27 protein-coding genes are annotated in these 26432 nt (G+C 72.5%); 13 read left to right on the top strand and 14 right to left on the bottom strand.

All coding sequences use genetic code 11. From position 1 onward, the window contains the following. Nucleotides 1–181: 181 nt before the first annotated feature. The 4 genes from secD to HD593_RS16780 form a co-directional block, all read right to left on the bottom strand. The gene (gene secD / locus HD593_RS16795) at nt 182–2425 is read right to left on the bottom strand and encodes a protein translocase subunit SecD (protein ID WP_185103049.1); all 2244 of its coding nucleotides are present in this window, start codon (nt 2423–2425) and stop codon (nt 182–184) included. 40 nt (nt 2426–2465) lie between these two features. Next, the gene (locus HD593_RS16790) at nt 2466–2855 is read right to left on the bottom strand and encodes a hypothetical protein (protein ID WP_185103048.1); all 390 of its coding nucleotides are present in this window, start codon (nt 2853–2855) and stop codon (nt 2466–2468) included. 88 nt (nt 2856–2943) lie between these two features. Next, a complete protein-coding gene (locus tag HD593_RS16785; protein WP_185103047.1) occupies nt 2944–3138 on the bottom strand; it encodes a helix-turn-helix transcriptional regulator in 195 nt (64 codons plus the stop codon). After that, nucleotides 3135–3554, bottom strand: a complete 420-nt coding sequence (locus HD593_RS16780) for a hypothetical protein (protein WP_185103046.1) — start codon at nt 3552–3554, stop codon at nt 3135–3137. Before HD593_RS16780 ends, HD593_RS16785 begins: the two co-directional genes overlap by 4 nt. A 269-nt stretch (nt 3555–3823) precedes the next feature. Here HD593_RS16780 and HD593_RS16775 point away from each other — a divergent pair, with 269 nt between their 5' ends. After that, nucleotides 3824–4606 carry a class II aldolase/adducin family protein gene (locus HD593_RS16775; RefSeq protein WP_185103045.1) on the top strand — a complete coding sequence of 261 codons (783 nt, stop codon included), beginning with the start codon at nt 3824–3826 and terminating at the stop codon, nt 4604–4606. Between the two features lie 236 nt (nt 4607–4842). Here HD593_RS16775 and HD593_RS16770 read toward each other — a convergent pair whose 3' ends face one another. From HD593_RS16770 to HD593_RS16760, 3 genes are all read right to left on the bottom strand, one after another. Then, the gene (locus tag HD593_RS16770; RefSeq protein ID WP_221524793.1) at nt 4843–6120 is read right to left on the bottom strand and encodes a BtrH N-terminal domain-containing protein; all 1278 of its coding nucleotides are present in this window, start codon (nt 6118–6120) and stop codon (nt 4843–4845) included. A 223-nt stretch (nt 6121–6343) separates the two neighbouring features. Beyond that, a complete protein-coding gene (locus HD593_RS16765) occupies nt 6344–6883 on the bottom strand; it encodes a dihydrofolate reductase family protein (protein WP_185103044.1) in 540 nt (179 codons plus the stop codon). A gap of 94 nt (nt 6884–6977) precedes the next feature. Beyond that, nucleotides 6978–7703, bottom strand: coding sequence for a class I SAM-dependent methyltransferase (locus tag HD593_RS16760; protein WP_185103043.1), 726 nt, complete (start codon nt 7701–7703; stop codon nt 6978–6980). Nucleotides 7704–8001: 298 nt separating this feature from the next. On the opposite strand from HD593_RS16760, the gene HD593_RS64370 reads away from it, so the two are divergent. Then, complete coding sequence (locus HD593_RS64370) at nt 8002–8742, top strand: GNAT family N-acetyltransferase (RefSeq protein WP_185103042.1); 741 nt, start codon at nt 8002–8004, stop codon at nt 8740–8742. A gap of 39 nt (nt 8743–8781) precedes the next feature. Here the strand turns inward: HD593_RS64370 and HD593_RS16750 are convergent, their stop codons facing one another. Then, on the bottom strand, nt 8782–9483 hold the full coding sequence (locus tag HD593_RS16750; RefSeq protein WP_185103041.1) for a response regulator: 702 nt from the start codon (nt 9481–9483) through the stop codon (nt 8782–8784). A gap of 74 nt (nt 9484–9557) precedes the next feature. Beyond that, nucleotides 9558–10790, bottom strand: a complete 1233-nt coding sequence (locus tag HD593_RS16745) for a sensor histidine kinase (protein WP_185103040.1) — start codon at nt 10788–10790, stop codon at nt 9558–9560. 160 nt (nt 10791–10950) lie between these two features. Between HD593_RS16745 and HD593_RS16740 the strand changes: the two genes are divergently transcribed. Continuing rightward, nucleotides 10951–11610: a hypothetical protein gene (locus HD593_RS16740; protein WP_185103039.1), complete on the top strand. Its 660-nt coding sequence runs from the start codon at nt 10951–10953 to the stop codon at nt 11608–11610. Between the two features lie 106 nt (nt 11611–11716). Continuing rightward, entirely contained in the window at nt 11717–13213 is a 1497-nt protein-coding gene (locus HD593_RS16735; RefSeq protein ID WP_185103038.1) for an alkaline phosphatase PhoX, read from the top strand. Nucleotides 13214–13268: 55 nt separating this feature from the next. Here the strand turns inward: HD593_RS16735 and HD593_RS16730 are convergent, their stop codons facing one another. Continuing rightward, nucleotides 13269–13841, bottom strand: coding sequence for an ArsR/SmtB family transcription factor (locus tag HD593_RS16730; RefSeq protein ID WP_185103037.1), 573 nt, complete (start codon nt 13839–13841; stop codon nt 13269–13271). Nucleotides 13842–14057: 216 nt separating this feature from the next. On the opposite strand from HD593_RS16730, the gene HD593_RS16725 reads away from it, so the two are divergent. Next, a complete protein-coding gene (locus tag HD593_RS16725; protein WP_185103036.1) occupies nt 14058–14483 on the top strand; it encodes a hypothetical protein in 426 nt (141 codons plus the stop codon). A gap of 5 nt (nt 14484–14488) precedes the next feature. Here the strand turns inward: HD593_RS16725 and HD593_RS16720 are convergent, their stop codons facing one another. Together HD593_RS16720 and HD593_RS16715 are read right to left on the bottom strand one after the other, a co-directional pair. After that, on the bottom strand, nt 14489–15139 hold the full coding sequence (locus HD593_RS16720) for a nucleoside/nucleotide kinase family protein (RefSeq protein WP_312903504.1): 651 nt from the start codon (nt 15137–15139) through the stop codon (nt 14489–14491). Nucleotides 15140–15171: 32 nt separating this feature from the next. Continuing rightward, nucleotides 15172–16368: a cytochrome P450 gene (locus HD593_RS16715; RefSeq protein ID WP_185103035.1), complete on the bottom strand. Its 1197-nt coding sequence runs from the start codon at nt 16366–16368 to the stop codon at nt 15172–15174. Nucleotides 16369–16549: 181 nt separating this feature from the next. On the opposite strand from HD593_RS16715, the gene argG reads away from it, so the two are divergent. The 3 genes from argG to HD593_RS16700 all read left to right on the top strand — a co-directional run bounded on the left by argG (nt 16550) and on the right by HD593_RS16700 (nt 19555). After that, a complete protein-coding gene (gene argG / locus HD593_RS16710; RefSeq protein WP_185103034.1) occupies nt 16550–18001 on the top strand; it encodes an argininosuccinate synthase in 1452 nt (483 codons plus the stop codon). Nucleotides 18002–18210: 209 nt separating this feature from the next. Continuing rightward, nucleotides 18211–19041, top strand: coding sequence for an SAM-dependent methyltransferase (locus HD593_RS16705; RefSeq protein WP_185103033.1), 831 nt, complete (start codon nt 18211–18213; stop codon nt 19039–19041). An 85-nt stretch (nt 19042–19126) separates the two neighbouring features. After that, nucleotides 19127–19555, top strand: a complete 429-nt coding sequence (locus tag HD593_RS16700) for an ATP-binding protein (RefSeq protein ID WP_185103032.1) — start codon at nt 19127–19129, stop codon at nt 19553–19555. On the opposite strand, the gene HD593_RS16695 is transcribed toward HD593_RS16700, so the two are convergent. After that, on the bottom strand, nt 19539–20069 hold the full coding sequence (locus HD593_RS16695; protein WP_312903503.1) for a MarR family winged helix-turn-helix transcriptional regulator: 531 nt from the start codon (nt 20067–20069) through the stop codon (nt 19539–19541). The genes HD593_RS16700 and HD593_RS16695 overlap by 17 nt on opposite strands. A gap of 68 nt (nt 20070–20137) precedes the next feature. Here HD593_RS16695 and HD593_RS16690 point away from each other — a divergent pair, with 68 nt between their 5' ends. Genes HD593_RS16690 through HD593_RS16670 form a run of 5 tightly spaced genes read left to right on the top strand, consistent with a single transcriptional unit; the run spans nt 20138 to nt 25491 of the window. Beyond that, nucleotides 20138–21316 carry a flavin-dependent oxidoreductase gene (locus tag HD593_RS16690; RefSeq protein ID WP_185103031.1) on the top strand — a complete coding sequence of 393 codons (1179 nt, stop codon included), beginning with the start codon at nt 20138–20140 and terminating at the stop codon, nt 21314–21316. Beyond that, the gene (locus tag HD593_RS16685; protein ID WP_185111902.1) at nt 21316–21765 is read left to right on the top strand and encodes a DUF3237 domain-containing protein; all 450 of its coding nucleotides are present in this window, start codon (nt 21316–21318) and stop codon (nt 21763–21765) included. Before HD593_RS16690 ends, HD593_RS16685 begins: the two co-directional genes overlap by 1 nt. Nucleotides 21766–21783: 18 nt before the next feature. Continuing rightward, nucleotides 21784–23382 (top strand): CocE/NonD family hydrolase, encoded by a 1599-nt coding sequence (locus HD593_RS16680; RefSeq protein WP_185103030.1) that lies wholly within the window; start codon nt 21784–21786, stop codon nt 23380–23382. Between the two features lie 52 nt (nt 23383–23434). Beyond that, nucleotides 23435–24316 carry a sulfotransferase family protein gene (locus HD593_RS16675; RefSeq protein WP_185103029.1) on the top strand — a complete coding sequence of 294 codons (882 nt, stop codon included), beginning with the start codon at nt 23435–23437 and terminating at the stop codon, nt 24314–24316. Beyond that, entirely contained in the window at nt 24313–25491 is a 1179-nt protein-coding gene (locus tag HD593_RS16670; RefSeq protein ID WP_185103028.1) for a glycosyltransferase family 4 protein, read from the top strand. The genes HD593_RS16675 and HD593_RS16670 overlap by 4 nt, the downstream gene beginning before the upstream one ends. Nucleotides 25492–25495: 4 nt before the next feature. On the opposite strand, the gene HD593_RS16665 is transcribed toward HD593_RS16670, so the two are convergent. Then, entirely contained in the window at nt 25496–26428 is a 933-nt protein-coding gene (locus HD593_RS16665) for an intradiol ring-cleavage dioxygenase (RefSeq protein ID WP_185103027.1), read from the bottom strand. Between the last annotated feature and the right edge of the window lie 4 nt (nt 26429–26432).

Here is a 26432-nt window from a genome sequence, read left to right as displayed (position 1 = left end):
TGTTCCCCGCGCCGGATCACGGAAGCCCTCGGATCGGGAAAGCCCGGGATCCGAAAGATCGCCCGACCGGATCGGCACCTCCGGCCGGGGCGCAGGCGCCCGGCCTCCCGAGGGGGCGTCCCCGGGCCGAGCGGAGCGTGCCCGGCCTCCCTGGAACGGGTCCCGGGAGGCCGGGGTGCCGTCAGACCACCGCTCCCGAGCCCCGCGGTTCCCGGGCGGGGCGGGGCTTGGCGGGCTCGGGGGCCGGGCGGCGGTCGAAGCGGCCCAGCATGATCGCCGTGGGCCCGGCCACGAACGCGGACGACAGCGTGCCCGCCACGATCCCGGTCACCAGCGCGATCGCGAAGTCCCGCAGCGAGTCGCCGCCGAAGGCCATGAGCGCGAGCAGGATGAACAGCGCGCCGAGGCCGGTGTTCACGGTCCGCGGCATGGTCTGCAGGATCGCGCCGTTCACCGCCGCCGACAGCGGTTCGCGGCGGCGGGCCGCCCACAGCTCCCTGACGCGGTCGAACACCACCACCTTGTCGTTGACCGAGTACCCGACGACGGTCAGCATCGCGGCCAGGAACACGCCGTCGATCGGCTTGCCCAGCCAGGCGAACAGGCCCGCCACCACGGCCACGTCCACCAGCAGGGCCAGCACGGCCGCGGCGCCGAACGTCCACCTGAACCTGACGGCCAGGTAGGTGAGCTGCAGGGCCACGGCCACTCCGAGCGCGACGAGCGCGTTGCGGCGCAGCTCCTTGCCCAGGCTGGGGCCGATGAACTCCTCGCTGCGCTTGGTCACCTCGCCCGCCTGGGCCTCGAGCGCCTGCTCGATGCGGGCGACCTCGTCGAGGCCGAGCCGCGCGGCGCGTACGGACACGCCGTCGTCGCCCGCCTGCACCACCGCCGCCGGGAACCCGGCCCGCGCGACCGCCTCCCCCGCCGCGTCGGCCGAGATCGGCCTGGACGTGGCGAACTCGACGAGCCGGCCGCCGGTGAACTCGACGCCGAAGTTCAGCCCGCGCGCCACGAGCCCGGCGACGGCCACCGCCGCCAGCGCGCCCGCGAGGCCCAGCCAGAGCTTCGCGCGCCGCATGAGCTGCGGGTTCCTGCGGGTCAGCCAGGTCCTGACGGAGCCGGCGGAGCCGAGCCCGGACAGGCGCGGCCCGACGCGGCCGATGACGGCCTGGGTGAGCACGCGGGTGATCAGCATGGCCGAGACGAGCGAGGCCAGCACGCCGACGGCCAGCGTCACGCCGAACCCCTTGACGGGGCCCGACGCCAGCCAGAACAGCAGCCCGGCGGCGATCAGGGTGGTGACGTTGGAGTCGGCGATCGCGCTCCAGGCGTTCTTGAACCCCCGGTCGAGCGCTCCCCGCAGGCCGCGGCGGGGAGCCTGCTGGTACTCCTCCCTGGCCCGTTCGAAGACCAGCACGTTCGCGTCGATGGCCATGCCGATGGCCAGCACGAACCCGGCCAGCCCCGGCAGCGTGAACGTCGCGCCCATCGCCACCAGCGCCGCGTACGAGATCAGGCCGTAGCAGAGCAGGGCCACCACGGACAGCAGCCCGGCCAGCCGGTAGACGGCCACGATGAACACGGCGGTCAGGACGAGCCCGGCGATCGCCGCCTTGGCGCTGGCGTCGATGGCCGCGGTGCCGAGCGTCGGGCCGACCGTACGCTGCTCGACCAGGTCGAGCGGGACCGGCAGCGCGCCGCCCTTGATCAGCACGGCCAGGTCGCGCGCCTCCTCGTGGGTGAAGGAGCCGGTGATCTGGGCGCTGCCGCCGGGGATGCCGGCGCCGCACGGGATGGAGGCGTCGAGCGGCGGCGAGGAGATGATCTCCTTGTCGAGCACGATGGCGATGCGGCGCCGGGGGTCGTCCTGGGGCCGGCAGGCCGCGTCGCCCGTGAGCTTGCGCCAGGGGGCCTCCTCGCGGAAGTCGAGGCTCACCCACCAGCCGGGGCCGCGCTGGGGGTCGCTCTGCTCGGCGGCGTCGCGTACCCCGTCGCCGGTGATGGCGGCGGGGCCGAGCTTGAGCAGGCCGCCGTTCTCGTCGCGTACCGCCTCCTTGTCGCCGGGCTCGGCGGCGCCGAGCACGGGGTGGAACGCGAGCTGCGCGGTGCGGCCGATGACCTCGGCGGCCTGGCGCGGGTCGAGCACGCCCGGCAGCTCGACGATGATCCGCCGCTCGCCGGAGCGGACCAGGGTGGGATCGACGACGCCGAGCGCGTCGGCCCGCTGGCGCAGCACGTTGAGCGCGCGGTCGGTGGCGGCGGCGTCGGCCTGGACGGTGGGGGAGTTCTTCGTCTCGAAGACGAGCTGGGTGCCGCCGCGCAGGTCCAGGCCCAGGCGGGGGGCGGCGGCGAGGGCGGCCATTAACGAGATCGCGATGACGGCACACGCCGTCACCGCACGCCAGAACGGCGCACGGAACATGGAAGCCTCCACAGGCTTGAAAAGTCAGGAAAAGGGGTCTTCAGAGCCCTGTGGAGGGAGGGGCCCGCGCCGCCGACGCCAGCGGGCGGCGTGCCGCCGGGACGTCGAGGGGCGGCTCGGGGACGACGGTGGCCCAGACCGGGCGTGCGCCGGGAAGGTCGGCCGCGAGCGCGGCGGCCGCGCCCGTCGTGCCGCCCTGGCCCGGCCAGGCACGCAGCTCCGGAGCCGGGTGCGGGAGCTGCCGCACCCCGGAGTGTTGCTGCTCGGCCCGCCAGACCGCGGCGTGGACGGCGGTCGCCTGCTGGGCGGCCTGCGCGTGCGCGGTGGCGGGCAGGAACCACGACAGGAGGAGGAGCAGCACCGCGGGCAGCCGGGCGGGCAACCCTGCGGACGGCGCGGCGAGCGGCCCCGCGGGCTGCCTCGTGCGCATGTCGCTCCCCTTCCCGGAGCCTCCCACCCTAGCGCGGGTCGGGCCGGCCCCGGCCGCCGCCGAACGGGGCCCCGATGCCCGAGGCGCTTCATTGATCGTCGAGAAAGATCTCTTCGATCTTCAGGCTGAACACCCTGGCGAGACGGAAGGCGACGGGAAGGCTCGGGTCGAACTTCCCTGTTTCGATCGCGTTGATCGTCTGCCTTGACACGCTGACGCGCTGAGCCAGGTCGGCCTGCGTCCAGGCGCGTTCGGCCCGAAGCTCCGTGATGCGGTTCTTCATCGGTATCTGATCTTGCCGACGACGAAGGCGATCATGTAGGCGACTCCCAGGAGCGCGGAGAAGACCGCGATGTCGACGTCGAAGGCGACGAGGCCGGCGGCGTCCGCGACGACGTAGGCGAACCCGCCGACGAACCCCACTCCGAGGGTGATCGCCAGCGCATCCTGCACGATCTTCCGCTGCAACTCATCGATTCCCCGGAGAAAGCGCGTGAAGGCGACGATCCATCCGATGCCGACGACCAGATTGGCGGCGACCGCGGCCCCGCTCGCCACCGGTTGCCGCGAGTCCCACAGGGCTCCGGGGCCGAATTTGGCCAGGGCCAAGGTCGCCGCCCAGGCGAGTGTCCAGAGTACGAGCCGAATGGATGCCTTGATCGAGTCCCGATAGTCCCCGGTCGTGTTGTGTGCCTGCACGGGTTGCCCTCCCTGCGGCGAGAAGTCAAGTTCACTTGACACAGTAGGAGGCGGCCGTCGCGATGTCAAGTGTACTTGACACCGGCCACGATCCGGGGGTGCTCTCCGATCCGTTCACGCACGACATCGTGCCAGCGCACAAGCAGGCGAACGAGATTCTGGTTCGGTGGCCGTTGCCCCGTACGAGTGTCAGGCCCGACTCTGGATCAAGATGGAGCCATCCCCCAGTTGTGCGCACGCACGGCGGGCCCACCGAAGCCGGAGATGACATGAACCTTGACCCCATCCCCACCGACCAGCTGCAATTCCGCCTGCCGCCGACGTTCGACGACGTCGAGCAGGAGCGGCGGCACCGCCAGGAGCGCCTGGTCGCCGCGCTGCGGCTGTTCGGCAGGTTCGGCTTCGAGGAGGGCGTGGCCGGGCACATCACCGCCCGCGACCCCGAGCACCCCGACCACTTCTGGGTCAACCCGTTCGGCATGAGCTTCAAGCACATCAAGGTCAGCGACCTCATCCTGGTCAACCACGAGGGCCAGGTCGTGCACGGCAGGTACCACGTCAACCAGGCGGCCTTCGCCATCCACTCGATGATCCACCAGGCCCGCCCGGACGCGGTCGCCGCCGCCCACTCCCACTCGGTGTACGGCAAGGCCCTGTCCTCGCTCGGCGTCCCGCTGGAGCCGCTGACCCAGGACGCCTGCGCCTTCTACGAGGACCACGGCCTGTTCGACGACTACACCGGCGTGGTCCTGGAGACCGAGGAGGGCCGCCGCATCGCCCGGGCGCTGGGCTCGCACAAGGCCGTCATCCTGCGCAACCACGGCCTGCTGACCGTGGGCGACTCCGTCGATGCCGCCGCCTGGTGGTTCATCACGATGGAGCGCTCCTGCCAGGCCCAGCTGCTGGCCAAGGCGGCGGGCCCGACGGTGCTCATCGAGCACGAGCAGGCCAAGCTCACCCACGGGCAGATCGGCAACGACCTGGTCGGCTGGATCAACTTCCAGCCGCTGTACGACCAGATCGTCCGCTCCGACACCGACCTGTTCGACTAGAACGGCCCCGCCACAGGTCATGTGTGCAGTGCATGCATGCAGGGGCGTGTTCCGTGTCGCAAGCCCGCGCCTCGTACCACCGCGGCGATCTGCCCGCCGCCCGCCTTCCTGGCCGGGGCCCGGTGCGGGCACGCGGACGCTGTCACGGCTCCCCCGGGAGCCGCGGTGACGTCCACGGCGCCCTGGGGGCGAGCCCGCGCGGCGGCGGTTCGGCTTCGAGGATCCTGGAACGGTCGTCAGGTGACGAGTGCGGACAGCCGGGCGATCGCGTCGCGTTCGGCCTCGTACACGGCGGAGATCCGGATGCCGAGCCCGGCGAAGAGCGGGCCCCGGTCGGCGGTCACGGCCTCGTTCGCGGCGGCTCTGGCCGCCCACAGCTCCTGAGCCGCCAGGGCGGCCTCGTGGTCGCCGGCGCTGCCGTCCGCCATGACGCTCTCCTTGACGGCGGCGGTCAGCTCACGGATCCTGCCCAGCTCCGGCACGTCGGCGGGCAGCGCCGCCTCGGCCAGGTCGTGCCACAGGCCGTGGATCTCCCTGAACCGGCCGGCCAGCTCCGCCAGCGCGGGCCGGTCGAGGAGGGCGGCGGCCTCGTCGAGCGCGTCGGCGAACAGGTCGCGCAGGTTCCCGCCGTCCATGCCGACCGGCTCGGCGCCCTCCCAGATCGACAGGAGGGCGTCCGCCAGCCCGCGCCCGTCGGCGAACACCTTCGGCCACGCCTTGGCGTTGCGCGTGTCGGTCAGCAGCCGCGCCCACTTGCGCCAGGCCGGCAGCGAGAACGAGTCGGAGGCGGCCGAGAGGTGCGCCGCGCAGTCACGCAGCCCGTCGAGGGCCGCGGCGGCCAGCGTCGCCTCGTCCGGCTTGGACTCGCCGAGCACGTGCAGCACGTTGCGGTACGAGCCCACCCTGGCCCGCGCGGCGTCGAACCGCTCCCGGGGAACGCTGATCGGCGCCCGGCCGCGGTCGTCCACGACCACCGCGTCCCCGTCGCGCCGGTAGGCGACCACCGGATGGCCGCCGCGCCCGTCCAGCGAGGCGGGCAGGTGCCAGTAGCCCACGTGGTAGCGGTCGGGCAGGACCACGCACGGCCGCCCCGCGTCCAGCTCGGCGGCCAGCCGGTCGCTCGCCGCCCGCGTCCCGGACGTGCGGTGCTCGTCGTACGGCACCCCCAGCCTGCCGAGCGTCTTGGCCATCCACCGGTCGTGGTACTGCCACTGGTTGCGGAACCCGAGCACCACGACGCGGGAGCCGTCGTGCTGGAACTCCCACAGGATGTACCCGGCGCCGATCCCGCCGCCCGCCAGGAACACCAGCGGCTCGCTCACGTCCAGCCCCTGGTTGGCGAGCACCGCGGCGATGGCGGCGCTGGACGGGTTCCGCCCGCCGGTGAAGCGCCAGCCGCCGTCCGCGGCCCGCTCCGGCCGGCCGATGAGGTGCCGCCGCGCGGTGGTGTAGCTCTCGCCGGTCTTGGCCATGCGCGCCCTGATGCGCGCCTTGAGCTGCTTCTTGCTGGTCATGTACGGCTCTTCCCGCGGCCATCGCCACCGGCCCGGCCCACGCCCGCGGCCCGTGGCGGCCGCGAAAGGGATCGCCGGCCGGTCGAGTGCGGGCTCCCGAGGCGCGAGCTGTCCCCTTTGCCTCCGCGTACGGCGGGCCGCGTGGGGACCCGCTCTGGAGGTGCGGCGGGAGAGTGCCGCCGGTGCAGCGGATGCTAGTACACGGCGGCCCCGGAGCGGAACCCTACGCCTTGGGCCCGTAGGTGAGGACGATGATGCCCGACTTGAAGCGGGTCGTCTCCAGCAGCTCGAAGTGGGTCAGGTCGAGGCCGTCGAGCAGCCGGTCGCCGCCGCCCGCGACGACGGGGAACACCCACAGGTGCAGCTCGTCGATCAGCTTGTTCGCGATGAGCGTGCGGTCGAGCTTGCCGCTGCCGTACTTGAGGATGCTCTGCCCCGGCTGCTGCTTGAGCTCGGCGACGGCGGTGGCCACGTCGCCCTCGATCAGGTTGCCGTTCCACGCCGTGGCCTCCTTGAGCGTGGTGGAGGCGACGTACTTGGGCAGGCTGTTGATCCGGTCGGTGTACTCGTCGCCGGAGCGGGAGCCCCACGCCTCGGCGAAGCCCTCGTACGTCTCGCGGCCCAGCAGCAGCGCGTCGGCGCCGAACAGCAGCTTCGCGGAGTAGGCGTTGTGCTCCTCGTCCCAGTAGGCCGGGCCCCAGATGTGCGGGTCGCCGATGACGCCGTCCAGCGTGACGAAGGTGGATTCGACAAGCTTCCTCATCATGTGCTCCTCAGGTCTCGTTCCTCGTTGCCGATGAGTAAAGCCTGGCCGGAACCGCTTACCAAATCCTGCCGATATTCTTACGGCCGATTCCTCACGGCCGCGCGGCGAGGAACACGAACTCCTTGCCCGGCCGGTCGGGCGCGTCCCTGACCTCGCGCACCACGTACCCGCAGGCGGCCAGGTCCGCCTCGACCTCCGCGCGCTCGCGGAAGCGCAGCGTGGAGTGCGAGGTCAGCACCTCTCCGTCGGAGGCGAAGACCAGGGTCGACCGGAAGGTCACCAGCGGCCCGCTGACGTCGAGCACGTCATGCCACTGCTCCACCGTGCCCACGCCCGGGATGTCGACGGACTGGTGGGTCTGCTCCCTGTTCCAGCCGAGCCAGGCCTTCCTGGCCGGGTCGCGGGTCTCGAACACCAGGTGCCCGCCGGGGCGCAGCGCCGCGTGCACGGCGGCCAGCGTGGCCTGCCAGTCGTCCGGCTCGACGATCGCCTGGGCCGCGTTGCCCGTGATCGTGGCGAGGTCGGCCGCCAGCGGCGGGACGTCCGTCGCGTAGCCGTGGATCCACCGCACGCGCTCGCTGCCCGGCTTGGCCCTTGCCACGTCGAGCGACGCCTCCGCCGGGTCCACGCCTGTCACGTCGAGGCCGCGTCCGGCCAGCAGCAGCGCGAACGTGCCGGTGCCGCAGCCGACGTCCAGCACGCTGCGCGCGCCGAGTTCCTCGGCGATGGCGGCGTAGGCGTCGAGGTCGCTCCTGTCGGGGTCCAGCGGGTCGTAGACGGCGGCCAGCCGGGGATGCTCGAAGATCGCGTCAGCCATACGGCCACGATAGGCATCGCGGGACGGGCGGCGCGACGGGGTTTCCGTGCCGGGTGCAAGGCGGGCTGCCGGGTGCGTGCAGGGCGTCCCGGGCCCGGCCGGTGGCGCTGCCGTTGGGTCGGTCCCCCGGTGGCGGTGCCGTTGGGTCGGTCCCGGCCGGCGGCGGTGCCGTTGGGCTCGTCGGTGTGGTGGGCGGTTATTCTCGTTCCGTCATGAGCTTCACGATCACCGACGGCCGGATCGCCGTACTCGACCAGTTCACCGCCCCGCGCCGGGCCACCACGCCGGGAGCGGCCCCGTGAGCGCGGAGGTGCACGCCTACCTCAGGTCGGCGGCCGGGCCCGGCGCGCGGCGGGCCGGGCCGTTCCTGATCCGGTTCGACGAGCACGACGACGCGGGCCCGTTCAACTACGCGGTGCCCGACGACGGCGCCTCGCCCACGGCGGACGAGGTCGCGGCGCTGGTGGCGGCGTTCAAGGAGCGGTCCAGGACGCCGAGGCTGGAGTACGTGCCGCAGACCTCGCCCGGGGTGGAGGCCGCCCTGCTGGCCGCCGGATTCGTGGCCGAGGGGCGTTATCCGCTGCTGGTGTGCGCGCCGGGGGCGGTGGTGGACGTGCCGGTGTCCCCGGACGTGCGGGTGCGGCTCGTGGCCGACGATGCGGCGCTGTGGGCGGTGGCCCGGGTGATGAACGAGGCGTTCGGCGCGCCGGAGGCCAGCGAGCACGACGTGGCGCGGCTGCGGCGCGTTCTCGACGGCGGAGGCTTGGTGGCCGCCGCCGTCCTGGACGGGCAGGTGGTGGGCGGCGGGCAGCTCGGCCGGCCGCACGAGGGGGTCGCCGAGGTGGCGGGCATCGCGGTGTCGGCGGCGTACCGGCGGCGGGGCATCGCGGGGGCGATCACCGCGCTGCTCACCCGGGAGGCGGCCGGGGCCGGGGTCACCACGCCGTTCCTCACCCCGGCCGACGACGCGGCGGCCCGCGTGTACGCCCGCACGGGGTACCACCGGGTGGGCGAGGCCCTGCACATCTCACTCCCCTAGCGGGCGCCGTCCAGGGGACGCGCCTGGACGGCGGGTTCTCTAGCGGGTGCCGTCCGGGGGTACGTGCCTGGACACCCAGACCGCGAGCTGGGTGCGGTCGCGCAGGCCGAGCTTGCGCAGGCAGCTGGAGATGTGGTTCTTGGCCGTGCCCTCCGTGATGTGCAGGCGGCGCGCGATCTCGCGGTTGGCCGCCCCGGCGCCGATGAGCAGCGCGATCTCGTACTCGCGGTCCGACAGCCCGCCGGGCGGCTCCTGCGGCGTCCTGGCCGCCGGGGCGGGCGCGGCGCGCAGCAGGCCGACGAGCCGCTCGCTGGCCGCGCCGCCCAGGACGGTCTCCCCGCGCGCCGCCCGCCGGATCGCGGCCACCAGCTCGTCCGGCGGGGTGTCCTTCAGCAGGTAGCCCTTCGCCCCGGCGCGCAGCCCGCCGAAGATGTAGTCGTCGTCGTCGAACGTGGTCAGGATGACCGGCGCGACCGCGGGGAACCGCTCGCACATCCGGGCCACCAGCTCCACGCCGTCCATGCCGGGCATGCGGGCGTCCACGAGCGCGACCTGCGGCCGCTCGCCGTCCATGGCGCCCGCCAGCCACGCCAGCGCCTCCTCGCCGCCGCCGGCGGTGGTGGCGATCTCGATGCCGGGCTCGATCTCCAGCAGCTTGCGCAGGCCCTCCCGCATGAGGATCTGGTCGTCCACCAGCATGACCCGGATCGGCCCCGCGCCTCCGCTCGCGCCCCCGCTCATACCGCCCGCGCCCCCGCTCATTCCGCCCGCGCCTCCGCTCATACCGCCCGTACCCCCGCCCTCACCCGCCCGCATCACACCGGCACCGTCGCGCGCAGGGTGAAGCCGCCGCCGGAGCCGGCGGTCACGTCCAGCTCGCCGCCCACCCCCCGCAGGCGCTCGCGCAGGCCGCGCAGGCCGAAGCCGTTCGCCGTCGCCCCCGGCTCGGCGCCGGTGCCGTCGTCGGAGACGGTCACCTCGACCCGTTCGTCCGTGCAGTCGAGGGCGACCTCGACGTGCCGCGCGCCCGAGTGGCGCAGGGCGTTGGTGAGCCCTTCCTGGACGATCCGGTAGCAGACCAGCTCGCGGCTCTCGTCCACGTCGGGCCAGGTGCCGTTGAGCGTGAAGGCGACGCCGGTGCCGGCCGAGCCGAACGACTCGGCCAGGGCCCGCAGGGCGTCGGGTCCCGTGCGGCCGTCCATGCGCAGGGGTTTGAGCGCGCGCACCCAGCGGCGGGTGTCGGTCAGCGCCTCCAGGGTGAGCGCCTGGGCCTGGCTGACCTCGTCCCAGGCGGCCTCGGGGCGGGCGGTGCGGTAGCGCTGGGCGTTCTGCAGGCCCACGTTGATGACGGTCAGGTAGTGGCCGACGGAGTCGTGCATGTCGCGGGCGATGCGCGCGCGTTCCTCGGCGATGGCCAGCTCGCGGGAGCGGGCCGCGTATCCGGCCAGTTCGGCGTGGGCCTGTTCGAGGTCGGCGAGCAGGCGGCGGGTCTCCTCCGCTCGCGTGCTGAAGGCGAAGAGCGCGGTCACGAGGACGAGCAGCACCAGGCACAGGATCGCGATGAGCAGGCCGTTGACGACCGCCCCGAGCAGGCTCTGGTCCGGGTTGATCACGCTGATCCCGAAGCTGAGCAGGCCGGCGACGCCGGAGAAGGCGATCGCGCCCCGCGGCCCGAGCACGACCAGCGCGTTCCCCACCGCGATGCCCACCACCAGCAGGCCCGCGAGCCCCCCGCTTGAGGCGACCACCAGAGACAGGGCCAGGAACGCCACGGTCACCGCCTTGCGCCACGCGGACGTGCCGCGCCGCCAGGACAGCAGCGGCCACAGGACGACCAGCGGCGGCAGGGCGGCGCCTCCCGCGTAGAAGATCGTCTCCAGCAGCGGCCACCGCTCCGTCACGGCGCCGAGCGAGGAGAGCGCGCTGACGAAGTTGAGCGCGAGCAGGAGGACGTCGCCCCAGAAGAAGACGCTGAACACGAGGGGCGGGCGGTCGTCGGTGAACCGCACCCAGTCGTCCAGGTCCCGGATCGATCGCGGCTGCCGCATGTTCCGGAGCATAACCACCTCCATCCCGGCGGAGCAGCGTGCCGATGGTCATGTGCCGCCCGTCATGGCGGGACATGACGGGTACGTGTCCCGCGCCGGATGCCCGCGCCGGCCGCACGATCCTACGATCGCAGCAGGCCGGTGGGGAGAGGGGGCAGGCATGCGGGTGACGGAGCGGCGACGGGGCGGCGTGCCGTGGGCGGGCGCGGTGGTGTCCGTGCTCAGCCTGATCGCCATGGTCGTGATCTCCCGGGCCGTGTACGACTCCCTGCCGGAGCTGGTGACGACCCGCCAGGCCAGGCCGGGGACGGCCGAGGTCAGGGTGACGAGGACGGTCCTGGCGACGGCGGCTCCGGTGGCCCTGGTCGTGCTCGTCGCGCTCATGGCGGGCAGTGGCCTGGTCGCCGAGCGCCTGCGCGGCCTGGTGCCGCCGGCGCTCATCGGCTCCCCGGCCGCGCAGGCCCGGTCGACGAACGTGCTCCTCGCGCTCCTGCCGCCGTTCCTCCTGGTCCTCCACGGCGGCATGCTGCTCAGGACCGCCGGTCACGACTTCCCGTTGGAGGTGACCGTGGCCGTCGCCTTCGGGCTCCTGATCGCGGGTCTCGGGCATGCCCTGCCGCGGATCCACCCGCTGCGGTTCGTCCCGGGAGCGGAGCGGGCTCAGCGGTTCGGCGGGCACCTGATGATGGCGGTGGGCGGCTGCTGCGCCGTGGCGGCCTTCTTCCTGCCGCCGATGTTCGTGTCGATCGCGGCCGCGCTCGCCGCCGGGGCCATCTCCCTGCTCATGGTGCTCGTGCCGCTGGCCAGGCCGCACTCCTGACTCCGCCCCACGGGACAACTGGGCCCTCTCGGCGCGCAATCTTCCGTTTACTCTTACGACAGCATTCGTTCATCTGAAGCTTCACCCTTGTCCCGAGGGGAGCACCATGACCGAACTCGACCGTCGTTCCTTCCTCGGCCGCGGCCTGGCCACCACCGGCGGGGTGCTGGCCAGCGGCATCGCCATCGAGACCCTCACCGCCCACGCCTCCTGGGCGGGCGCGGGCCGCCCGGCCGGCGACCCGGGCGAGACCGGCTACGGCCCGCTGCGCCGCGTGCCCGCCAGGAACACCGGCGAGGAGTTCCTCGCGCTGCCCGCGGGCTTCTCGTACGTCGTGCTGGGCAAGAGCGGCACCCCCATGACCGACGGCGTCGCCACCCCCATCGCCCTCGACGGCATGGCCGCCTTCGCCGGGACCCGCCGCCACACCGTCCGCCTCATCCGCAACCACGAGGTACGCACCACCCCCGGCTCCCCCGTCGGCCGCGTGCACGTCGAGGGCTCGCGCCGCTACGACGAGCTGGGCGTGGGCGGCACCACCACGCTGGAGGTGGACCTGCGCAGCGGCGAGGTGCTGCGCGACTTCGTCAGCCTGAACGGCACGATCGTCAACTGCGCGGGCGGCCGCATGCTGCACGAGCGCGGCTGGCTGACCTGCGAGGAGACCACCGCCGGCCCGGCCCAGGGCTGGCAGCGCAAGCACGGCTACGTCTTCGAGGTGCCGCTCAGCGGCCCCCGGCCCGGCACGCCCGCGCCCTCTCAGCCGCTGACGGCGATGGGCCGCTTCTCGCACGAGGCCGTCGCGGTGGACCCGCGCACCGGGTACGTCTACGAGACCGAGGACGAGTCGGGCAGGGCCGACGGCTTCTACCGCTTCCGCCCCAGGGACCCGCGCGACCTGGCGGCCGGCGGCGTACTGGAGATGCTCAAGATCAGGGGCGTGGACGGCTACGACTGCCGCGAGGGCCAGACGATGGGCGCCCGGCTGCCCGTGGAGTGGGTGCGCATCGACGACCCCGACCCGGACCTGGAGAACGGCGCCACCCCCTGCACCTTGCAGGGCCTGGCCAAGGGCGGCGCGAAGTTCAACCGCCTCGAAGGCTGCTGGTACGGCGACGGCAGCGTCTTCTTCAACTCCACCAGCGGCGGCGACGCCAAGAACGGCGACCCGCCGAACGCGGACGGCTACCTGGAGGGTTACGGCCAGGTCTGGCAGTACGTCCCCGGCCGCCGCGACGGCGGCACCCTGGTGCTGGTGTACGAGTCGCCCGGCCGCAGGGAGCTCGACTCGCCCGACAACCTGACGTTCACCCCCAGGGGCGGCATCGTGCTCTGCGAGGACGACGCGGGCTCGGCCGACGCGGACCCGCACCCGCTGGCTCCCGGCCTGGTCAACGTGAACCGGCTGATCGGGCTGGATCCGCGCAGGGGGCAGCCGTTCGAGTTCGCGGTCAACGTGGCCGACGACTGCGAGTTCGCGGGGGCGTGCTTCAGCCCGGACGGTTCGGTCCTGTTCGTCAACAACTTCGGTGACGCGGTCTCGCTGGACCCGCCGGGCCGCACCTACGCGATCCGCGGCCCCTGGCACCGCGGGCCGCTCTGACGGGCGAGGGAGCCGGAAGGCCGCCGGCAGGAGCGCTCCGGCCGCCGTCCGCTCGTCACTGCGGTTGCGGAACCTCGATCGGCGGCCCCACCGGGGGGTCGGTGGCGAGGTTCAGCGACGTGGCCAGGATGGTGAGCACGGGGATCACGGCCACGCCCGCGAGCTCGTACTCGCCCCGCTTGCGCTGCACGATCAGCCCGGCGGCCTGCAGCTCGCGCAGGTGGTGATAGAGCTGGCCGCTGGTCGGCTCCCCCTGCGACGGCGTGAGGGCCTCCAGGAGGTCGGCGCTGGTGCACCGCCCCTTGCGGATGAGCAGGCCCAGCAACGCCAGCCGCGGCACGCTGGCGAGGGCTTCCAGGACCCCGATGGCCGGGCTCCAGTCGGACTCCAGCAGCTCGGCGAGCTTGTGCTCCCTCGCCCAGAGGTAGACGTTGTCCTCGTTCAGGTAGGCGGCGCCGACATAGCCGACCGTGCCGGGGTGGAAGTGCTCCTCGGCATCGGTGCGGTAGCCGTGCAGGACTCCCATCAGGGAGGGCGCCGGGGCGCTCCTGGGGGCCTCGCCGTCCTGGACCCGGCTCTCCAGCAGCGCGAGCCGGCGCTCCAACGCGTCGATCCTTTCGTCGTTCATAGCGATCTCCTTCGCTACTCCGTAAATACGAAACAGCGTAGGAAGCGGCGACTGGCGGCGGCAAAGCGTTTTCGAGTCGAATCTCGCCGGTTAAACCTCACACCGAGCGAGCCGTTTGTGGCGGCGAGTGTCACAACTGCCCTCTTGCATGGCGGTACGGGCAGGGGCGGACACTCGAAGGGAAGACATCCATACCCGGCCAGGGGGTGATTCCCTGTGCACGACGGGTTCGAATCCCGCGAGTCATGGCCCTTCGAGTGCCTGCGGTGCCTCTACGTCTGGGAGGAGGACTACGTCGTCCGCCACCTCACCGACGAGCACGGCAACGAGGCGGAGATCTGGCTCACCTCCGGCATGCCCGTGCAGCCGCCCTGGTCGGGGACGAGCTGCCCGGCGTGCGGCGCCTTCCACCTCACGTCGTTCCCCGCCGGCTACCTGGCGCGGCACCCCGAGCTGACGGCGGCGCCCGACCCGGTGCCGCTGGCCCAGGTGCCGGTCGTCCCCGTCAAGGACATCGTGCCGCCCGTCGCCCGGGCGCCGCTGCCGCGCCGCCTGCTGATCGCGGTCGGCCTGCCGGTGGTCGCGTTCGTGGGGTACGAGCTGTACCAGTACGTGCTGTCGCCGATCGGGCACCACCACTGACAGGCTCAGGGCGACAGGGCCAGGGCGTCGATGTCGACGTGGAGGTCGGCGGAGGCGCGGGTGGCGCGGATGGCTGCGGCGTTGGGCTCGTCCACCTCGGCGACCCACCGGACCGCCTGCTCGGGGGTCTTGCCGAAGCGCACGTGCCGCTTGGTGAGGCGTTCCAGGCGGACGCGGTCGTCGAGGTCGGCGTACCAGACCTCGGTCATGGCGGCCCGCACCTCCGGCCACGGCTCCTCGCCGGAGAGCAGGTAGTTGCCCTCGCTGACGACGACCCGGGCCTCCGGCGGCACCGCGATGGCGCCGGCGATCGGCTGCTCCAGGTCGCGGTCGAAGGACGGCGCGTACACGATGGTGCCGGTCTCGTGGCGGAGCCGGCGCAGCAGGGCGAGGTAGCCGTGCCCGTCGAAGGTGTCGATGGCGCCCTTGCGGCGGAGCCGGCCGAGGCGTTCGAGGGCGACGTCGGCCAGGTGGAAGCCGTCCATCGGCACCCAGACGGCGGGCAGGCCCGCGGCGGTGAGCTCCGTGGCCAGCCGGCCCGCCAGCGTCGACTTGCCCGCGCCCGGGCAGCCCGCGATGCCGATCAGCACCCGCTCTCCCCCGGCGGCCAGCCCGCGCACGCGCTCGACCAGCCGCGGCCCGCCGCTCTGCCGCACGTGAGCACCTTAGCGGCGCTCGCGTGCGGAGGTCACCAGGTGACGGGCAGCTCGTAGACGCCGTACACCTGGCCGTCGTGCTTGAACGGGACCCGGTCCAGCTCCGTCGCCAGGGCCAGGGTGGGGATGCGCCGGTAGAGGGTGCCGTACACGACCTGCAGCTCCAGCCGGGCCAGCGGCTGGCCGAGGCGCTGGTGCACGCCGAAGCCGAACGCCACGTGGCGGCGGGCGTCGCGCGTGAGGTCCAGCTCGTCGGGGCGGGGGAAGACGCCGGGGTCGCGGTTGGCGATGTCGTTGGCCAGGATGAGTCCTTCGCCCGCGCGGATGACCTGGCCGGCGATCTCGATGTCGGTCAGCGCCACGCGGCGGCGCCCGCTGTGGGTGATGTTGAGGTAGCGCAGCAGCTCCTCGACCGCTCCCGCGACCACCTTGGGGTCGTCGCCGCCCTGCAGCAGGGCGAGCTGCTCGGGGTGCTGGAGCAGGGCGAGGGTGCCGAGCGCGATCATGTTCGCGGTGGTCTCGTGGCCGGCGATGAGCAGCAGCACGCCCATCTGGGCCGCCTCGGCGCGGGCCAGCTCGCCCGCCCGGACCCGCCCGGCCACCTGCGACAGCAGGTCGTCTCCCGGGTGGTCGAGCTTGTCGCCGACGAGCGCGTCCAGGTACTCGAACAGCCGGCCGCCGGCGGCGGCCCGCTCCTCGGCCGTCACGTCCCGCTTGATGATGGTCTTGCTGTTGTCCTGGAAGAAGTCGTGGTCGGCGTACGGGACGCCGAGCAGCTCGCAGATCACCAGCGAGGGCACCGGCAGGGCGAACGCCTCCACCAGGTCGGCGGGCTTCGGCCCGGCCAGCAGGTCGTCGATCAGCCCGTCCACGATGCGCTGCACGGCCGGGCGCATGCCCTCCACGCGCCTGACCGTGAACGCGCCCTGCACCATGCGGCGCTGCCGGTGGTGCTCGGGGTCGTCCATGAGGATGAAGCTCAGCGAGCTGCGCTCCATCCTGGGCGCGGACAGCGGGTAGCCGGGCCGCGTGACGTCGGCGCTGACCTGCGGGTGGCCGAGCAGGGCCTTCTGCTCGGCGTGCGTGGTGACCAGCCACGGCGTGCTGCCGTCCCACAGCCGGACCCTGGCCAGCGGCCCGTCCTGCTGGAGGGCCTGGATGCGCGGCGGCGGGTCGAACGGGCACCGTTCCGCCCTGACGCCCGGGAACTCGGGCAACGTGTCGGTCATTCCCTCACCTCGCCGGCGCTCGCTGACAGCTGATCTGACGCCTCGTCAGCCAACCAGCCGGTACCACCCGAGTCAAGCAACTGATTTAAATTTTGCCCGCACCCCCGGACGATGATCGGCGACGCGCCGGTGGAGGGCCTGGATTGAATGGTCATGCATTCATGTGTATATACTTCTACTCGTGTCCAAGATGCTCACCTCTCTCCCTGTAGGCGAACGGGTCGGGATCGCCTTCTCCGGCGGCCTCGACACCTCCGTGGCGGTCGCGTGGATGCGCGAGAAGGGCGCGGTGCCCTGCACCTACACCGCCGACATCGGCCAGTACGACGAGCCCGACATCGCCTCGGTGCCGGGCCGCGCGACGGCGTACGGCGCGGAGATCGCCCGCCTGGTCGACTGCCGGGAGGCCCTCGTGGAGGAGGGTCTGGCGGCGCTGGCCTGCGGGGCGTTCCACATCCGCTCCGGCGGCCGCACCTACTTCAACACCACGCCGCTCGGCCGCGCCGTCACCGGCACCCTGCTGGTGCGCGCGATGCTCGACGACGGCGTGCTGATCTGGGGAGACGGCTCCACCTTCAAGGGCAACGACATCGAGCGGTTCTACCGGTACGGCCTGCTCGCCAACCCGTCCCTGCGCATCTACAAGCCGTGGCTGGACGCCGACTTCGTCAGCGAGCTCGGCGGGCGCACGGAGATGTCGGAGTGGCTGCTCGCCCGCGACCTGCCCTACCGGGCCAGCACGGAGAAGGCGTACTCCACCGACGCGAACATCTGGGGCGCCACCCACGAGGCCAAGCGGCTCGAGCACCTGGACGCCGGCATCGAGCTCGTCGAGCCGATCATGGGAGTGCGGTTCTGGGACCCCGAGGTCGAGATCCCGGCCGAGGACGTCACGATCGGGTTCGAGCGGGGCCGGCCGGTGACGATCAACGGCAAGGAGTTCGCCTCGGCCGTCGATCTGGTGCTGGAGGCCAACGCCATCGGCGGCCGCCACGGGCTCGGCATGTCCGACCAGATCGAGAACCGCGTCATCGAGGCCAAGAGCCGGGGCATCTACGAGGCGCCCGGCATGGCGCTGCTGCACGCCGCCTACGAGCGGCTGGTCAACGCCATCCACAACGAGGACACCCTGGCGAGCTACCACACCGAGGGCAGGAAGCTCGGCCGGCTGCTCTACGAGGGCCGCTGGCTGGACCCGCAGTCGCTGATGTTGCGCGAGTCGCTGCAGCGCTGGGTCGGCATGGCGGTCACCGGCGAGGTGACGCTGCGGCTGCGGCGCGGCGAGGACTACTCGGTCCTCGACACGACGGGCCCGGCGTTCAGCTACCACCCCGACAAGCTGTCGATGGAGCGCACCGAGGACTCCGCGTTCGGCCCGCTCGACCGCATCGGCCAGCTCACCATGCGCAACCTCGACATCGCCGACTCGCGCGCCAAGCTGGAGCAGTACGCCGGGCTCGGCATGGTCGGGCACCAGACGCTGCTGGGCACCGCGCAGGTCGCGGCGACCGGCCTGATCGGCGCGATGCCGCAGGGCGGCGCCGAGGCGATCGCCTCGCGCGGCGAGACCGTCGAGGTGCCGGAGGACGACCAGCTGCTCGACCAGGCGGCGATCGAGACCGGTACCGACTGACGCAGGAGTCACATCACCCTCTGCCGGGTATGTCCCGCCCGGCAGAGGTGCCTTGCCACAACGATGCAGCGGCCAAACATATCCAAGACAACCGGTCTAGCGTGTTGTCATTGACTGGAATTGTTGGAACATATGGTTCGAGTCATCGAGTGAGGTCCGAAGATCGCTTACCGGAATGACGGTGGCGGCGAGGGAAAGGGGCAACGCTCATGCACCAGCGCGCCGTCCGCAACTTGGCCAACCTCGAAACGACGCAGGCCAGGATCACGCGCATCTTCGACGCGGCGGCAGGCGGGAAGAACCATTTCCTGGCCGACAGGGACACGGTTCGCCATTTCGATCAAGCTGCCCCCGCTCTGACCACGGCGGCCCGCGCGGTGCTGGAATTCCTCACCCGGATGATCCGCTATTTGTCCGCGGAAGGCGTGGATCAATACCTGATCGTGGGCAGCGGCATTCCCAGCGGCCCCGCCGCCGGCAACGCCCTGCACGACGCGGCCCGCGCGGCCTGCGGCGTGGCCCGGCGCGTGCTGTACGTCGAGAACAACCCGATGGTGGTCACCATGGCGCAGGCCACCATCGAGCCGTTCACCGACCTGGTGCGCGTGGTGGAGGGCGACGTCCGCGAGATCGACGAGGTGCTCAGGGACCACGTGGTCAGGACGTTCATCGACTGGGACCGGCCCGTGGCCGCGCTGCTGCTGTCGACCTACAGCCTGCACGACGACGAGTACGCCCACTACGTCATCAAGCGGCTGCGGCACACCGCGCCTGCGGGCAGCTTCCTCGGCCTGCTGCACACCACGTTCGACGGCATCCCGCCCGAGCTGCTGCCGGCCATCCGCGACCTGCTCGCGATGACCCTGCCGCACCTGGCGATCCGGTCGCGGGACGAGGTCGCGGCCCTCCTGGAGGGGCTCGACCTGGTGCCGCCGGGGCTGGTCTGGGTGCCGGAGTGGCGCCCCGGCGACGACGACCAGGCCTGCCAGGAGGAGCCCGGCTCGTCGGGCAACTACGGCGCCGTCGCTCGCATCCCTTGAGGAAACTTCTCCACGATGCATTCACAAAAGTGAAGACAAGCGCTTATCGTGGGTGTGGGAGCGCTCCCAAAACCCGAGAGACGTGATGCGTATGGCCCCCCACCTGGCCCCGTCCGGCGGATCCCTCGCCGCCCCGCAGGCCCGCGCGGTGGAGTACCTGCTGCCGTCCGCTCCCGCCGGTGTCGCCGAGACCCGTTCCCTGGTCAGGGCCGAGCTCGACCGCTGGGGCCTGGCCCACGTCGCCGACGACTGCCTGCTCATCGTCAGCGAGCTCGTCACCAACGTCGTACGGCACGGCGGCTCCGCCTACACCCTGCGGCTGGAGGAGCGCGCGGGCCGGTTGTACGGCGAGGTCTTCGACCCGGGCGACGGCGTGCCCTTCCAGCGCTCCCCCGGCGTGGACGCCCTCTCGGGCAGGGGCCTGCAGATCGTCGGGGCCATCGCCGAGGAGTGGGGCGTGGCCACGGCGGACAACGGCAAGCTCGTCTGGTTCGCGGTCAGCTGCGGCGGCTGACCCCCAGCGCCGGGCGTTCCCGCAGGATGCGGGTGAGCAGCCCGGTCAGCCGCGCCCGCTCGGCCTCGTCCAGCGGCGCGAACCACTCCCCCTCCCGCCGCGCCTGCTCGGCGAACGCCTCCCGCACGGCCCGCTCCCCCGCCTCGGTCAGCGCGATCACCACCGCCCGCCCGTCGCCCGGCACCGGCCTGCGCTCGACCAGGCTCCCGCGCTCCAGCGTGTTGACCGCGTTCGTGACGGCCGAGCGGGACATCGCCGAGATCTCGGCCAGCCGGACCGGCTGGGTGGGGCCCAGCAGCCACAGCTTGAACATCAGCCGGAAGCCCGGCAGCGTCCAGCCGCGCGGCCGGTGGATGCGCGTCTCCAGGTCCGTCACCAGCAGGTAGGCGAGCTGCAGCAGGTGGTAGGCCAGCGCGAACGCCTCGGGATCGGCCGGGGGCGGCATCGTGGCCAGCCGTTCCCGCGCGTAGGCGGCGTACTCGAGGTCGGGCGGCCCGGCGTGGCTGTCGTTCACCGGTCAAGTCTTGCGTAACCGGACACGTACCGGAGATATTGTTTCGGCCATAACAATCTGGAGGGTCTGTGCGCATCGTCATCGCCGGAGCCGGCATCGGCGGGCTCACCGCGGCACTCAGCCTGCACGCGGCGGGTTTCACCGACGTGACCGTGCACGAGGCGGCCCGCGAGCTCAAGCCGCTCGGCGTCGGCATCAACCTCCTGCCCCACGCCGTGCGCGAGCTGACCGAGCTGGGCCTGGCCGACCGGCTCGCCGGGATCGGCGTCGCCACGGCCGAGCTGGCCTACTTCAACCGCTACGGCACGCCCATCTGGTCCGAGCCGCGCGGGCTCGGCGCCGGGTACGCCTGGCCGCAGTACTCCGTGCACCGGGGCCGGCTGCAGCTGCTCCTGCTGGAGGCGGTGATCGAGCGGCTGGGCCCCGGCAGCGTACGGACCGGCAGCCGGATCACCGGGCCGGGCGGCGAGGACCTGCTGATCGGCGCCGACGGCATCAACTCGGCCGTGCGCGCGCACCTGTACCCGGGCGAGGGCCCGCCGCCGTGGAACGGCCTGGTGTTGTGGCGCGGCACCACCTACGGGGAGCCGTTCCTGACCGGCAGGTCCATGATCATGGCCGGGGACGGAACGCAGAAGTTCGTCGCCTACCCGATCGAGACCGGCGAGCGCACCCTGATCAACTGGATCGCCGAACGCCCGCTCGACGGCGAGCCCCCCGAGCGCGGCAACTGGAACCGCCCGTGCGACCTCGCCGAGGTCGGCAGGCACTTCGCGGGCTGGCGCTTCGACTGGCTGGACGTGCCGGGGATCATCGCGGGGGCCGAGACGGCGTACGAGTACCCGATGGTGGACCGCGACCCGCTGCCCCGCTGGACGATCGGGAAGGTCACGCTGCTCGGCGACGCGGCCCACGCGATGTACCCGATCGGCTCGAACGGCGCCTCCCAGGCCATCATCGACGCCCGGGTGCTGGCGTACGCGCTGGCCACCGGCGACCTGGACGCGTACGAGCGGCTGCGGCGGCCCGCCACGACGGCGCTGCAGCTGTCGAACAGGGAGATGGGGCCCGAGGTGGTGATGAAGCTGGCGCACGAGCGGGCGCCCGGCGGGTTCGACGACGTCGAGCAGGTCATCCCGCTCGCGGAGCGGGCCGAGATCGCCGCCTCCTACAAGCGCACGGCGGGCTTCGACCCGGCCTCGCTGAGCGAGCGCCCGTCCTGGAGCGTCACCCGGAGCACGGCGTGATGGACCTCGAACCGCTCGCCACGTTCCACGTCGAGCTCGACCCCATCCTCGACCTCGGCGACTCCCCGTGGGGCCGCCGCCGGGTGATCAACATCGTGGGCGGCTCGTTCGAGGGGCCGCGGCTGTCGGGGGTGGTGCTGCCCGGCGGCGCCGACTGGCAGGTCGTCCACGCCGACGGCGCGATCAGCATCGACACCCGCTACACGCTGCGCACCCACGACGGCGCGCTGCTCTACATCTCCACCAGCGGCGTGCGGCACGGCCCGCCCGAGGTGCTCGACCGGCTGGCGCGGGGCGAGCAGGTGGACCCGTCGGAGTACTACTTCCGGCTGTTCTGCCGGTTCGAGACCGGCGACGGGCGTTACGGCTGGCTGAACCGTACGCTGGCCGTGGCCTCGGCGTCCCGCGCCGCCTCGGCCGTGCGCTACGACGCCTACACCCTGACCTGACCGACGCCGGAGGCTCCGATGCCGAAGCTCGACCGCCCGCCGATGCCCGTCACCGCCGAGTACGACATCCCGATGCCGATGCGCGACGGCACCGTGCTGCGCGGCATGGTGCACCGGCGGGCGTCGGGTGGCCCGTTCCCGGCGCTGCTGGCGCGCAGCCCGTACGGCGAGGGGCCGTTCCGGGGGATCCCGGTGACGGCGGCGCTGGAGGCGGGCTTCGCGGTGGTGCTGCAGCACTGCCGGGGGCGCGGGAGCAGCGACGGCGAGTTCCGCCCGTGGCTGGACGAGGGCGACGACGGGTACGACACCATCGCCTGGATCACCTCCCAGCCCTGGTCGAACGGCGAGGTCGTGATGACCGGGATGTCGTACCTGGCCGGCTGCGCCCTCCAGGCCGCGGCCACCCGCCCGCCGGGGCTGAAGGCCGTGTACGCCGCCATGACGCCGCACGACTTCCACGACGGCCTGAAGTACCACGGCGGGGCGCTGGCCCTGGGCTCGGCGCTCAACTGGGGCGCGATGCAGGCGGCGCTCGGGCTGATGCACGCCGCCGAGGCCGGCGAGGACGTCGGCGCGGCGTTCGGCGAGCTGCTGCCGGCCATGACCGGCCAGGCCACGGCGGTGCGGACGCTGCCGCTGGACGCGGTCCGGGGCATCCCGTGGTGGCACGAGTGGATCTCCCACCCCGAGCGCGACGCGTTCTGGCAGGACCTGGGCGAGACGCTGCGGCACGACCGCGTCGAGGTGCCGGTCATGCACGTGGCCGGCTGGTTCGACCTGTTCCTGTCCGGCACGCTGGAGAACCACCGCCGGCTGGGCGGCCCGCTGATCATCGGCCCCTGGTCCCACCTGACCTCGGCCTCGTCCGGCACCGGGCGGCTGGACTTCGGGTTCGCCGCCTCGGCGCAGGCGATCCAGCTGGAGCAGCGGCAGCTCGCGTTCCTGCGCGGGCACGACACCGGGCCGGCCGTGAAGCTCTTCGTGATGGGCGACGACGTGTGGCGGGACGAGGAGTCCTGGCCGCTCGCCCGCGCCGTGGACACCCGCTACCACCTGCACGCCGACGGCCTGCTCTCCCCCGAGCCGCCCGCCTCCCCCGAGCCGCGCACCTTCACCTTCGACCCGCGCGACCCGGTGCCCACCACCGGCGGCCCGACCCTGCTGGCCGACCCCACGAACGTGGGCCCGCAGGACCAGCGCGACGTGGAGCGCCGCGCCGACGTGCTCTGCTACACCACCGGGGTGCTCGGCTCCGACGTGGAGGTGACGGGGCCCGTGTCGGTGACGCTGCGGGCCGAGACCTCGGCCGCCACCACCGACTGGACGGCCAAGCTGGTGAACGTGTACCCGGACGGGCGGGCGATGAGCGTGATCGACGGCATCGTGCGCACCGCCACGCCGTCCGGGACGTACACCATCGATCTGGTCGCCACCAGCCAGGTCTTCAAGGCGGGCCACCGCATCCGGGTGGAGATCTCCAGCTCCAACTTCCCGCGCTTCGACCGCAATCCCGGCACCGGCCGTCCCGCGGCCCTGGCCACGGAGGCCGAGCTGGTCGTTCAGAATCAGCGCGTTTTCCCGGACTCCTTCATCACCCTGCCCGTGGTTCCGCGTTAAGGCGGCGTTCTTCTTCAGGCAATTTCCAGGTAGGCCGGGTACTCTCCGGGGCATGAAGTGGCAGCGCACTATCAACGGGGCGCTGGCGAGGTACACAGGGTTCCAGTTCAACCGAGTAGGTAAAGCAGGGCAAGCGGCTACGACGACGGCCACGGAAAAGGCTCCGGTCAAACGACCGGAATCGCCTTTCAGGCCGCCGGCGGATCCGAAGACCGACCGCCTCGTGCAGGCGCCGGTGTTCATCATCTCGCCGGTCCGATCGGGCTCTACGCTGCTGCGGGCGATGCTCAACGCTCACCCGGACCTGCATGCTCCGCACGAGCTGCACGTACGCCGGTTGAGAGTGGAATTCGACACCTCGCTGGCGGAAAAGGCCATGGAGGCACTCGGCCACAACAAGGCCGACCTCGAGCACCTGCTGTGGGACCGGGTGCTCCACCGCGAGCTGGTACGCAGCGGCAAGCGGTACATCGTCGAGAAGACGCCGGCGAACGCGTTCGCCTACGAGCGGCTGTCCACGTGCTGGCCGGACGCGCGGTTCGTGTTCCTGCTGCGCCATCCCGCCTCGATCGCCAGCTCCTGGCACGAGGCGAGCCCCGGCAAGCGCACCCCCGACGAGGCCGCCGCGGACGCGCTGCGGTACATGAAGGCCGTGCAGCGCGCGCGCAAGGCCCTGCCCGGGCTGACCGTGCGCTACGAGGAGCTGACCGCCGACCCCGAGGGGATCGGCCGCGGCATCTGCGAGTTCCTGGAGGTGCCCTGGGCGCCGGAGCTGCTCTCCTACGGCACTCCCGACGTGGTGACCAAGGGCCTGGGTGACTGGAAGGACAAGATCCGCTCAGGAACGGTACAACGCGGTCGCGACCTGCCCCGTCCCGACCAGATCCCTGATGTGCTGAAGGACATGTGCAGGACCTGGGAGTACCTGACGTGAAGATCCGCTACATGCTGCTGCACGCCTACGGCATGGGCGGCACCATCCGCACCGTGGTCAACCAGGCCAACGCCATGGTCGCCGCCGGTCACGACGTCGAGATCGTCAGCGTCGTCCGGCGCAGGAACGAGCCGCAGTTCGCGATCGACCCGCTGGTCAGGCTCTCGACGCTGGTCGACCAGCGCGACGGCGTCGCCGCCGACTCCCTGGCGCGCAAGGTGTGGCGCCGGGCCCGCGGCAAGATCGTCCCGTACGGGGAGTTCGCGGCCGAGTACTTCACCGAGCGCGTCGAGGCGGCGGTCATCGACTACGTCTCCGGCCTGCGTGACGGCATCCTGGTCACCACCCGCCCCGCACTCAACCTGATCTCGGCCCGCCGCGGCTCCTCCAGCGTGATCCGCGTCGCCCAGGAGCACATGAACCTGGCCTCCTACCACGAGCGGGTCCGCGAGCAGATCGTCCGCCACTACGGCAGCTTCGACGCGATCGCCGTGCTCACCGAGACCAGCCGCCGCGAGTACCGCAAGGTGCTCAAGAGCACGCCGGTGGTGCGCATCCCCAACGCGGTGCACATGGAGGAGCGCAAGCACTCCGACCAGAGCAGCCCGACCGTGATCGCCGTGGGCAGGCTGGTGCCGCAGAAGGGCTTCGACATGCTCATCCCGGCCTTCGCCGCCACCGCGGAGGAGCACCCGGAGTGGAAGCTGCGCATCTTCGGCACCGGGCCGTCGAAGGAGAAGCTGCAGAAGCGCATCGACGAGGCCGGCGCGGGCGACAGGATCCGGCTGATGGGCCGCAGCAACCGCATCCACGAGGAGCTGGCCAAGGCGTCGATCTACGCGCTCAGCTCCCGGATCGAGGGGCTGCCGATGGCCATGATCGAGGCCATGGGCCACGCCCTGCCGATCGTCGCCTTCGACTGCCCGACCGGGCCCGCCGACGTGCTGACGCCCGGCAAGGACGGCCTGCTGGTGCCGCCGCGCAACGTGCCCGCGCTGACCGAGGCGCTCGGCCGGGCGATGGGCGACCGCGAGCTGCGGCTGCGCCTGGGCGCCGCCGCGGCCGAGACGGCCTACGACTACACGCCGCACGTCGTGATGCCGCTGTGGGACAGGCTGTTCACCGCGCTGGCCAACGGCCAGCCGATCGACACCAACGTGCGGGCGGCCCGCTAGCCGGTCACCACCGCTCCGCCTCTGTGTCCTGGGCTCCCTGATCGGGGGCCAGGACGATGTCGAAGCGCACGCGCGTCCACGGCCCGGACACCTCCCGGCCGCCGGGGGCGGGCGTGCCGGCCTCCTGCCTGGCGAAGTCCCTGATCAGCGACTCCTTGACGCCGAAGACGCTGTCGCGCTCCAGGTAGGCGCAGCCGCGGACGAAGATGTGCGTCACCAGCGTGCGCAGCCCACCGGCGGAGACCATGAAGTGCAGGTGGGAGGCGCGCATCGGCGAACGGCCGGCGGCCCTCAGCAGGTCGCCGACCGGCCCGTCCGACGGGATCGGGTACGGCGTCGGCGTGACGCCCCAGAAGGCGAAGCGGCCCTGGTCGTCGCTGTGGAGGTGGGCGCGGCCCGCGGTCCTGCCGTCGCCGTACTGGACGTCGTAGTGGCCGTCGGCGTCCGCCTCCCACACCTCGATCCTGGCGCGGGGGACGGGCTCGCCCGCCGTGTCCCTGACGACGCCCTCCACCCAGCACGGCTCGCCGGCGGCGCCGCCGGACATGTCGCCGCCGATCGGGATCTCCGGCGAGCCCTCCACGAAGAACGGCCCGAGCACGGTCGCCTCGGTCGCGTCGCCGCGCGCCTCGTTGTTGACCGCGATCGTCTGCATCGACAGGCCGAGCACGTCGGACAGCAGGATGAACTCCTGCCGCCGGTCGTCGCTGATCTGCCCGCACGCGGTGAGGAAGCCGATCGCCGCCTCCCACTCCCGCGTGGTCGGCCGGGTCTCGCGGACGAAGGCGTGCAGGTGCCGGGCCAGGGCCTGGACGAGCTGCTTGAGCCGGGGCGACGGCGTGCCGTCGAAGGCCGCCAGCACCTGGCGCACCAGGGCCTCCTCACGGGCGTCCTGCTCGGCGGCGATCCCCTTCGCGGGCGGCACGTCCTGGCTCATGACT

Source organism: Nonomuraea rubra (assembly GCF_014207985.1).
Taxonomy (GTDB): Bacteria; Actinomycetota; Actinomycetes; order Streptosporangiales; family Streptosporangiaceae; genus Nonomuraea; species Nonomuraea rubra.
Note: the sequence above shows the minus strand (reverse complement) of the source record. Positions and strands in the feature narration are given on the sequence as shown.

What these genes read in the sequence shown, in the direction of transcription:
- HD593_RS16705 (WP_185103033.1), top strand. Translation starts at nt 18,211, where the DNA reads ATGCACCAGCGCGCCGTCCGCAACTTGGCCAACCTCGAAACGACGCAG.
- HD593_RS16750 (WP_185103041.1), bottom strand. Translation starts at nt 9,483, where the DNA reads ATGAGCGGGGGCGCGAGCGGAGGCGCGGGGCCGATCCGGGTCATGCTG.
- HD593_RS16675 (WP_185103029.1), top strand. Translation starts at nt 23,435, where the DNA reads ATGAAGTGGCAGCGCACTATCAACGGGGCGCTGGCGAGGTACACAGGG.
- HD593_RS16790 (WP_185103048.1), bottom strand. Translation starts at nt 2,855, where the DNA reads ATGCGCACGAGGCAGCCCGCGGGGCCGCTCGCCGCGCCGTCCGCAGGG.
- HD593_RS16665 (WP_185103027.1), bottom strand. Translation starts at nt 26,428, where the DNA reads ATGAGCCAGGACGTGCCGCCCGCGAAGGGGATCGCCGCCGAGCAGGAC.
- HD593_RS16735 (WP_185103038.1), top strand. Translation starts at nt 11,717, where the DNA reads ATGACCGAACTCGACCGTCGTTCCTTCCTCGGCCGCGGCCTGGCCACC.
- HD593_RS16775 (WP_185103045.1), top strand. Translation starts at nt 3,824, where the DNA reads ATGAACCTTGACCCCATCCCCACCGACCAGCTGCAATTCCGCCTGCCG.
- HD593_RS16730 (WP_185103037.1), bottom strand. Translation starts at nt 13,841, where the DNA reads ATGAACGACGAAAGGATCGACGCGTTGGAGCGCCGGCTCGCGCTGCTG.
- HD593_RS16760 (WP_185103043.1), bottom strand. Translation starts at nt 7,703, where the DNA reads ATGGCTGACGCGATCTTCGAGCATCCCCGGCTGGCCGCCGTCTACGAC.
- HD593_RS16740 (WP_185103039.1), top strand. Translation starts at nt 10,951, where the DNA reads ATGCGGGTGACGGAGCGGCGACGGGGCGGCGTGCCGTGGGCGGGCGCG.
- HD593_RS16700 (WP_185103032.1), top strand. Translation starts at nt 19,127, where the DNA reads ATGCGTATGGCCCCCCACCTGGCCCCGTCCGGCGGATCCCTCGCCGCC.
- HD593_RS16715 (WP_185103035.1), bottom strand. Translation starts at nt 16,368, where the DNA reads ATGACCGACACGTTGCCCGAGTTCCCGGGCGTCAGGGCGGAACGGTGC.
- secD (WP_185103049.1), bottom strand. Translation starts at nt 2,425, where the DNA reads ATGTTCCGTGCGCCGTTCTGGCGTGCGGTGACGGCGTGTGCCGTCATC.
- HD593_RS16785 (WP_185103047.1), bottom strand. Translation starts at nt 3,138, where the DNA reads ATGAAGAACCGCATCACGGAGCTTCGGGCCGAACGCGCCTGGACGCAG.
- HD593_RS16765 (WP_185103044.1), bottom strand. Translation starts at nt 6,883, where the DNA reads ATGAGGAAGCTTGTCGAATCCACCTTCGTCACGCTGGACGGCGTCATC.
- HD593_RS16770 (WP_221524793.1), bottom strand. Translation starts at nt 6,120, where the DNA reads ATGACCAGCAAGAAGCAGCTCAAGGCGCGCATCAGGGCGCGCATGGCC.
- HD593_RS16680 (WP_185103030.1), top strand. Translation starts at nt 21,784, where the DNA reads ATGCCGAAGCTCGACCGCCCGCCGATGCCCGTCACCGCCGAGTACGAC.
- HD593_RS16745 (WP_185103040.1), bottom strand. Translation starts at nt 10,790, where the DNA reads ATGCGGCAGCCGCGATCGATCCGGGACCTGGACGACTGGGTGCGGTTC.
- HD593_RS16685 (WP_185111902.1), top strand. Translation starts at nt 21,316, where the DNA reads ATGGACCTCGAACCGCTCGCCACGTTCCACGTCGAGCTCGACCCCATC.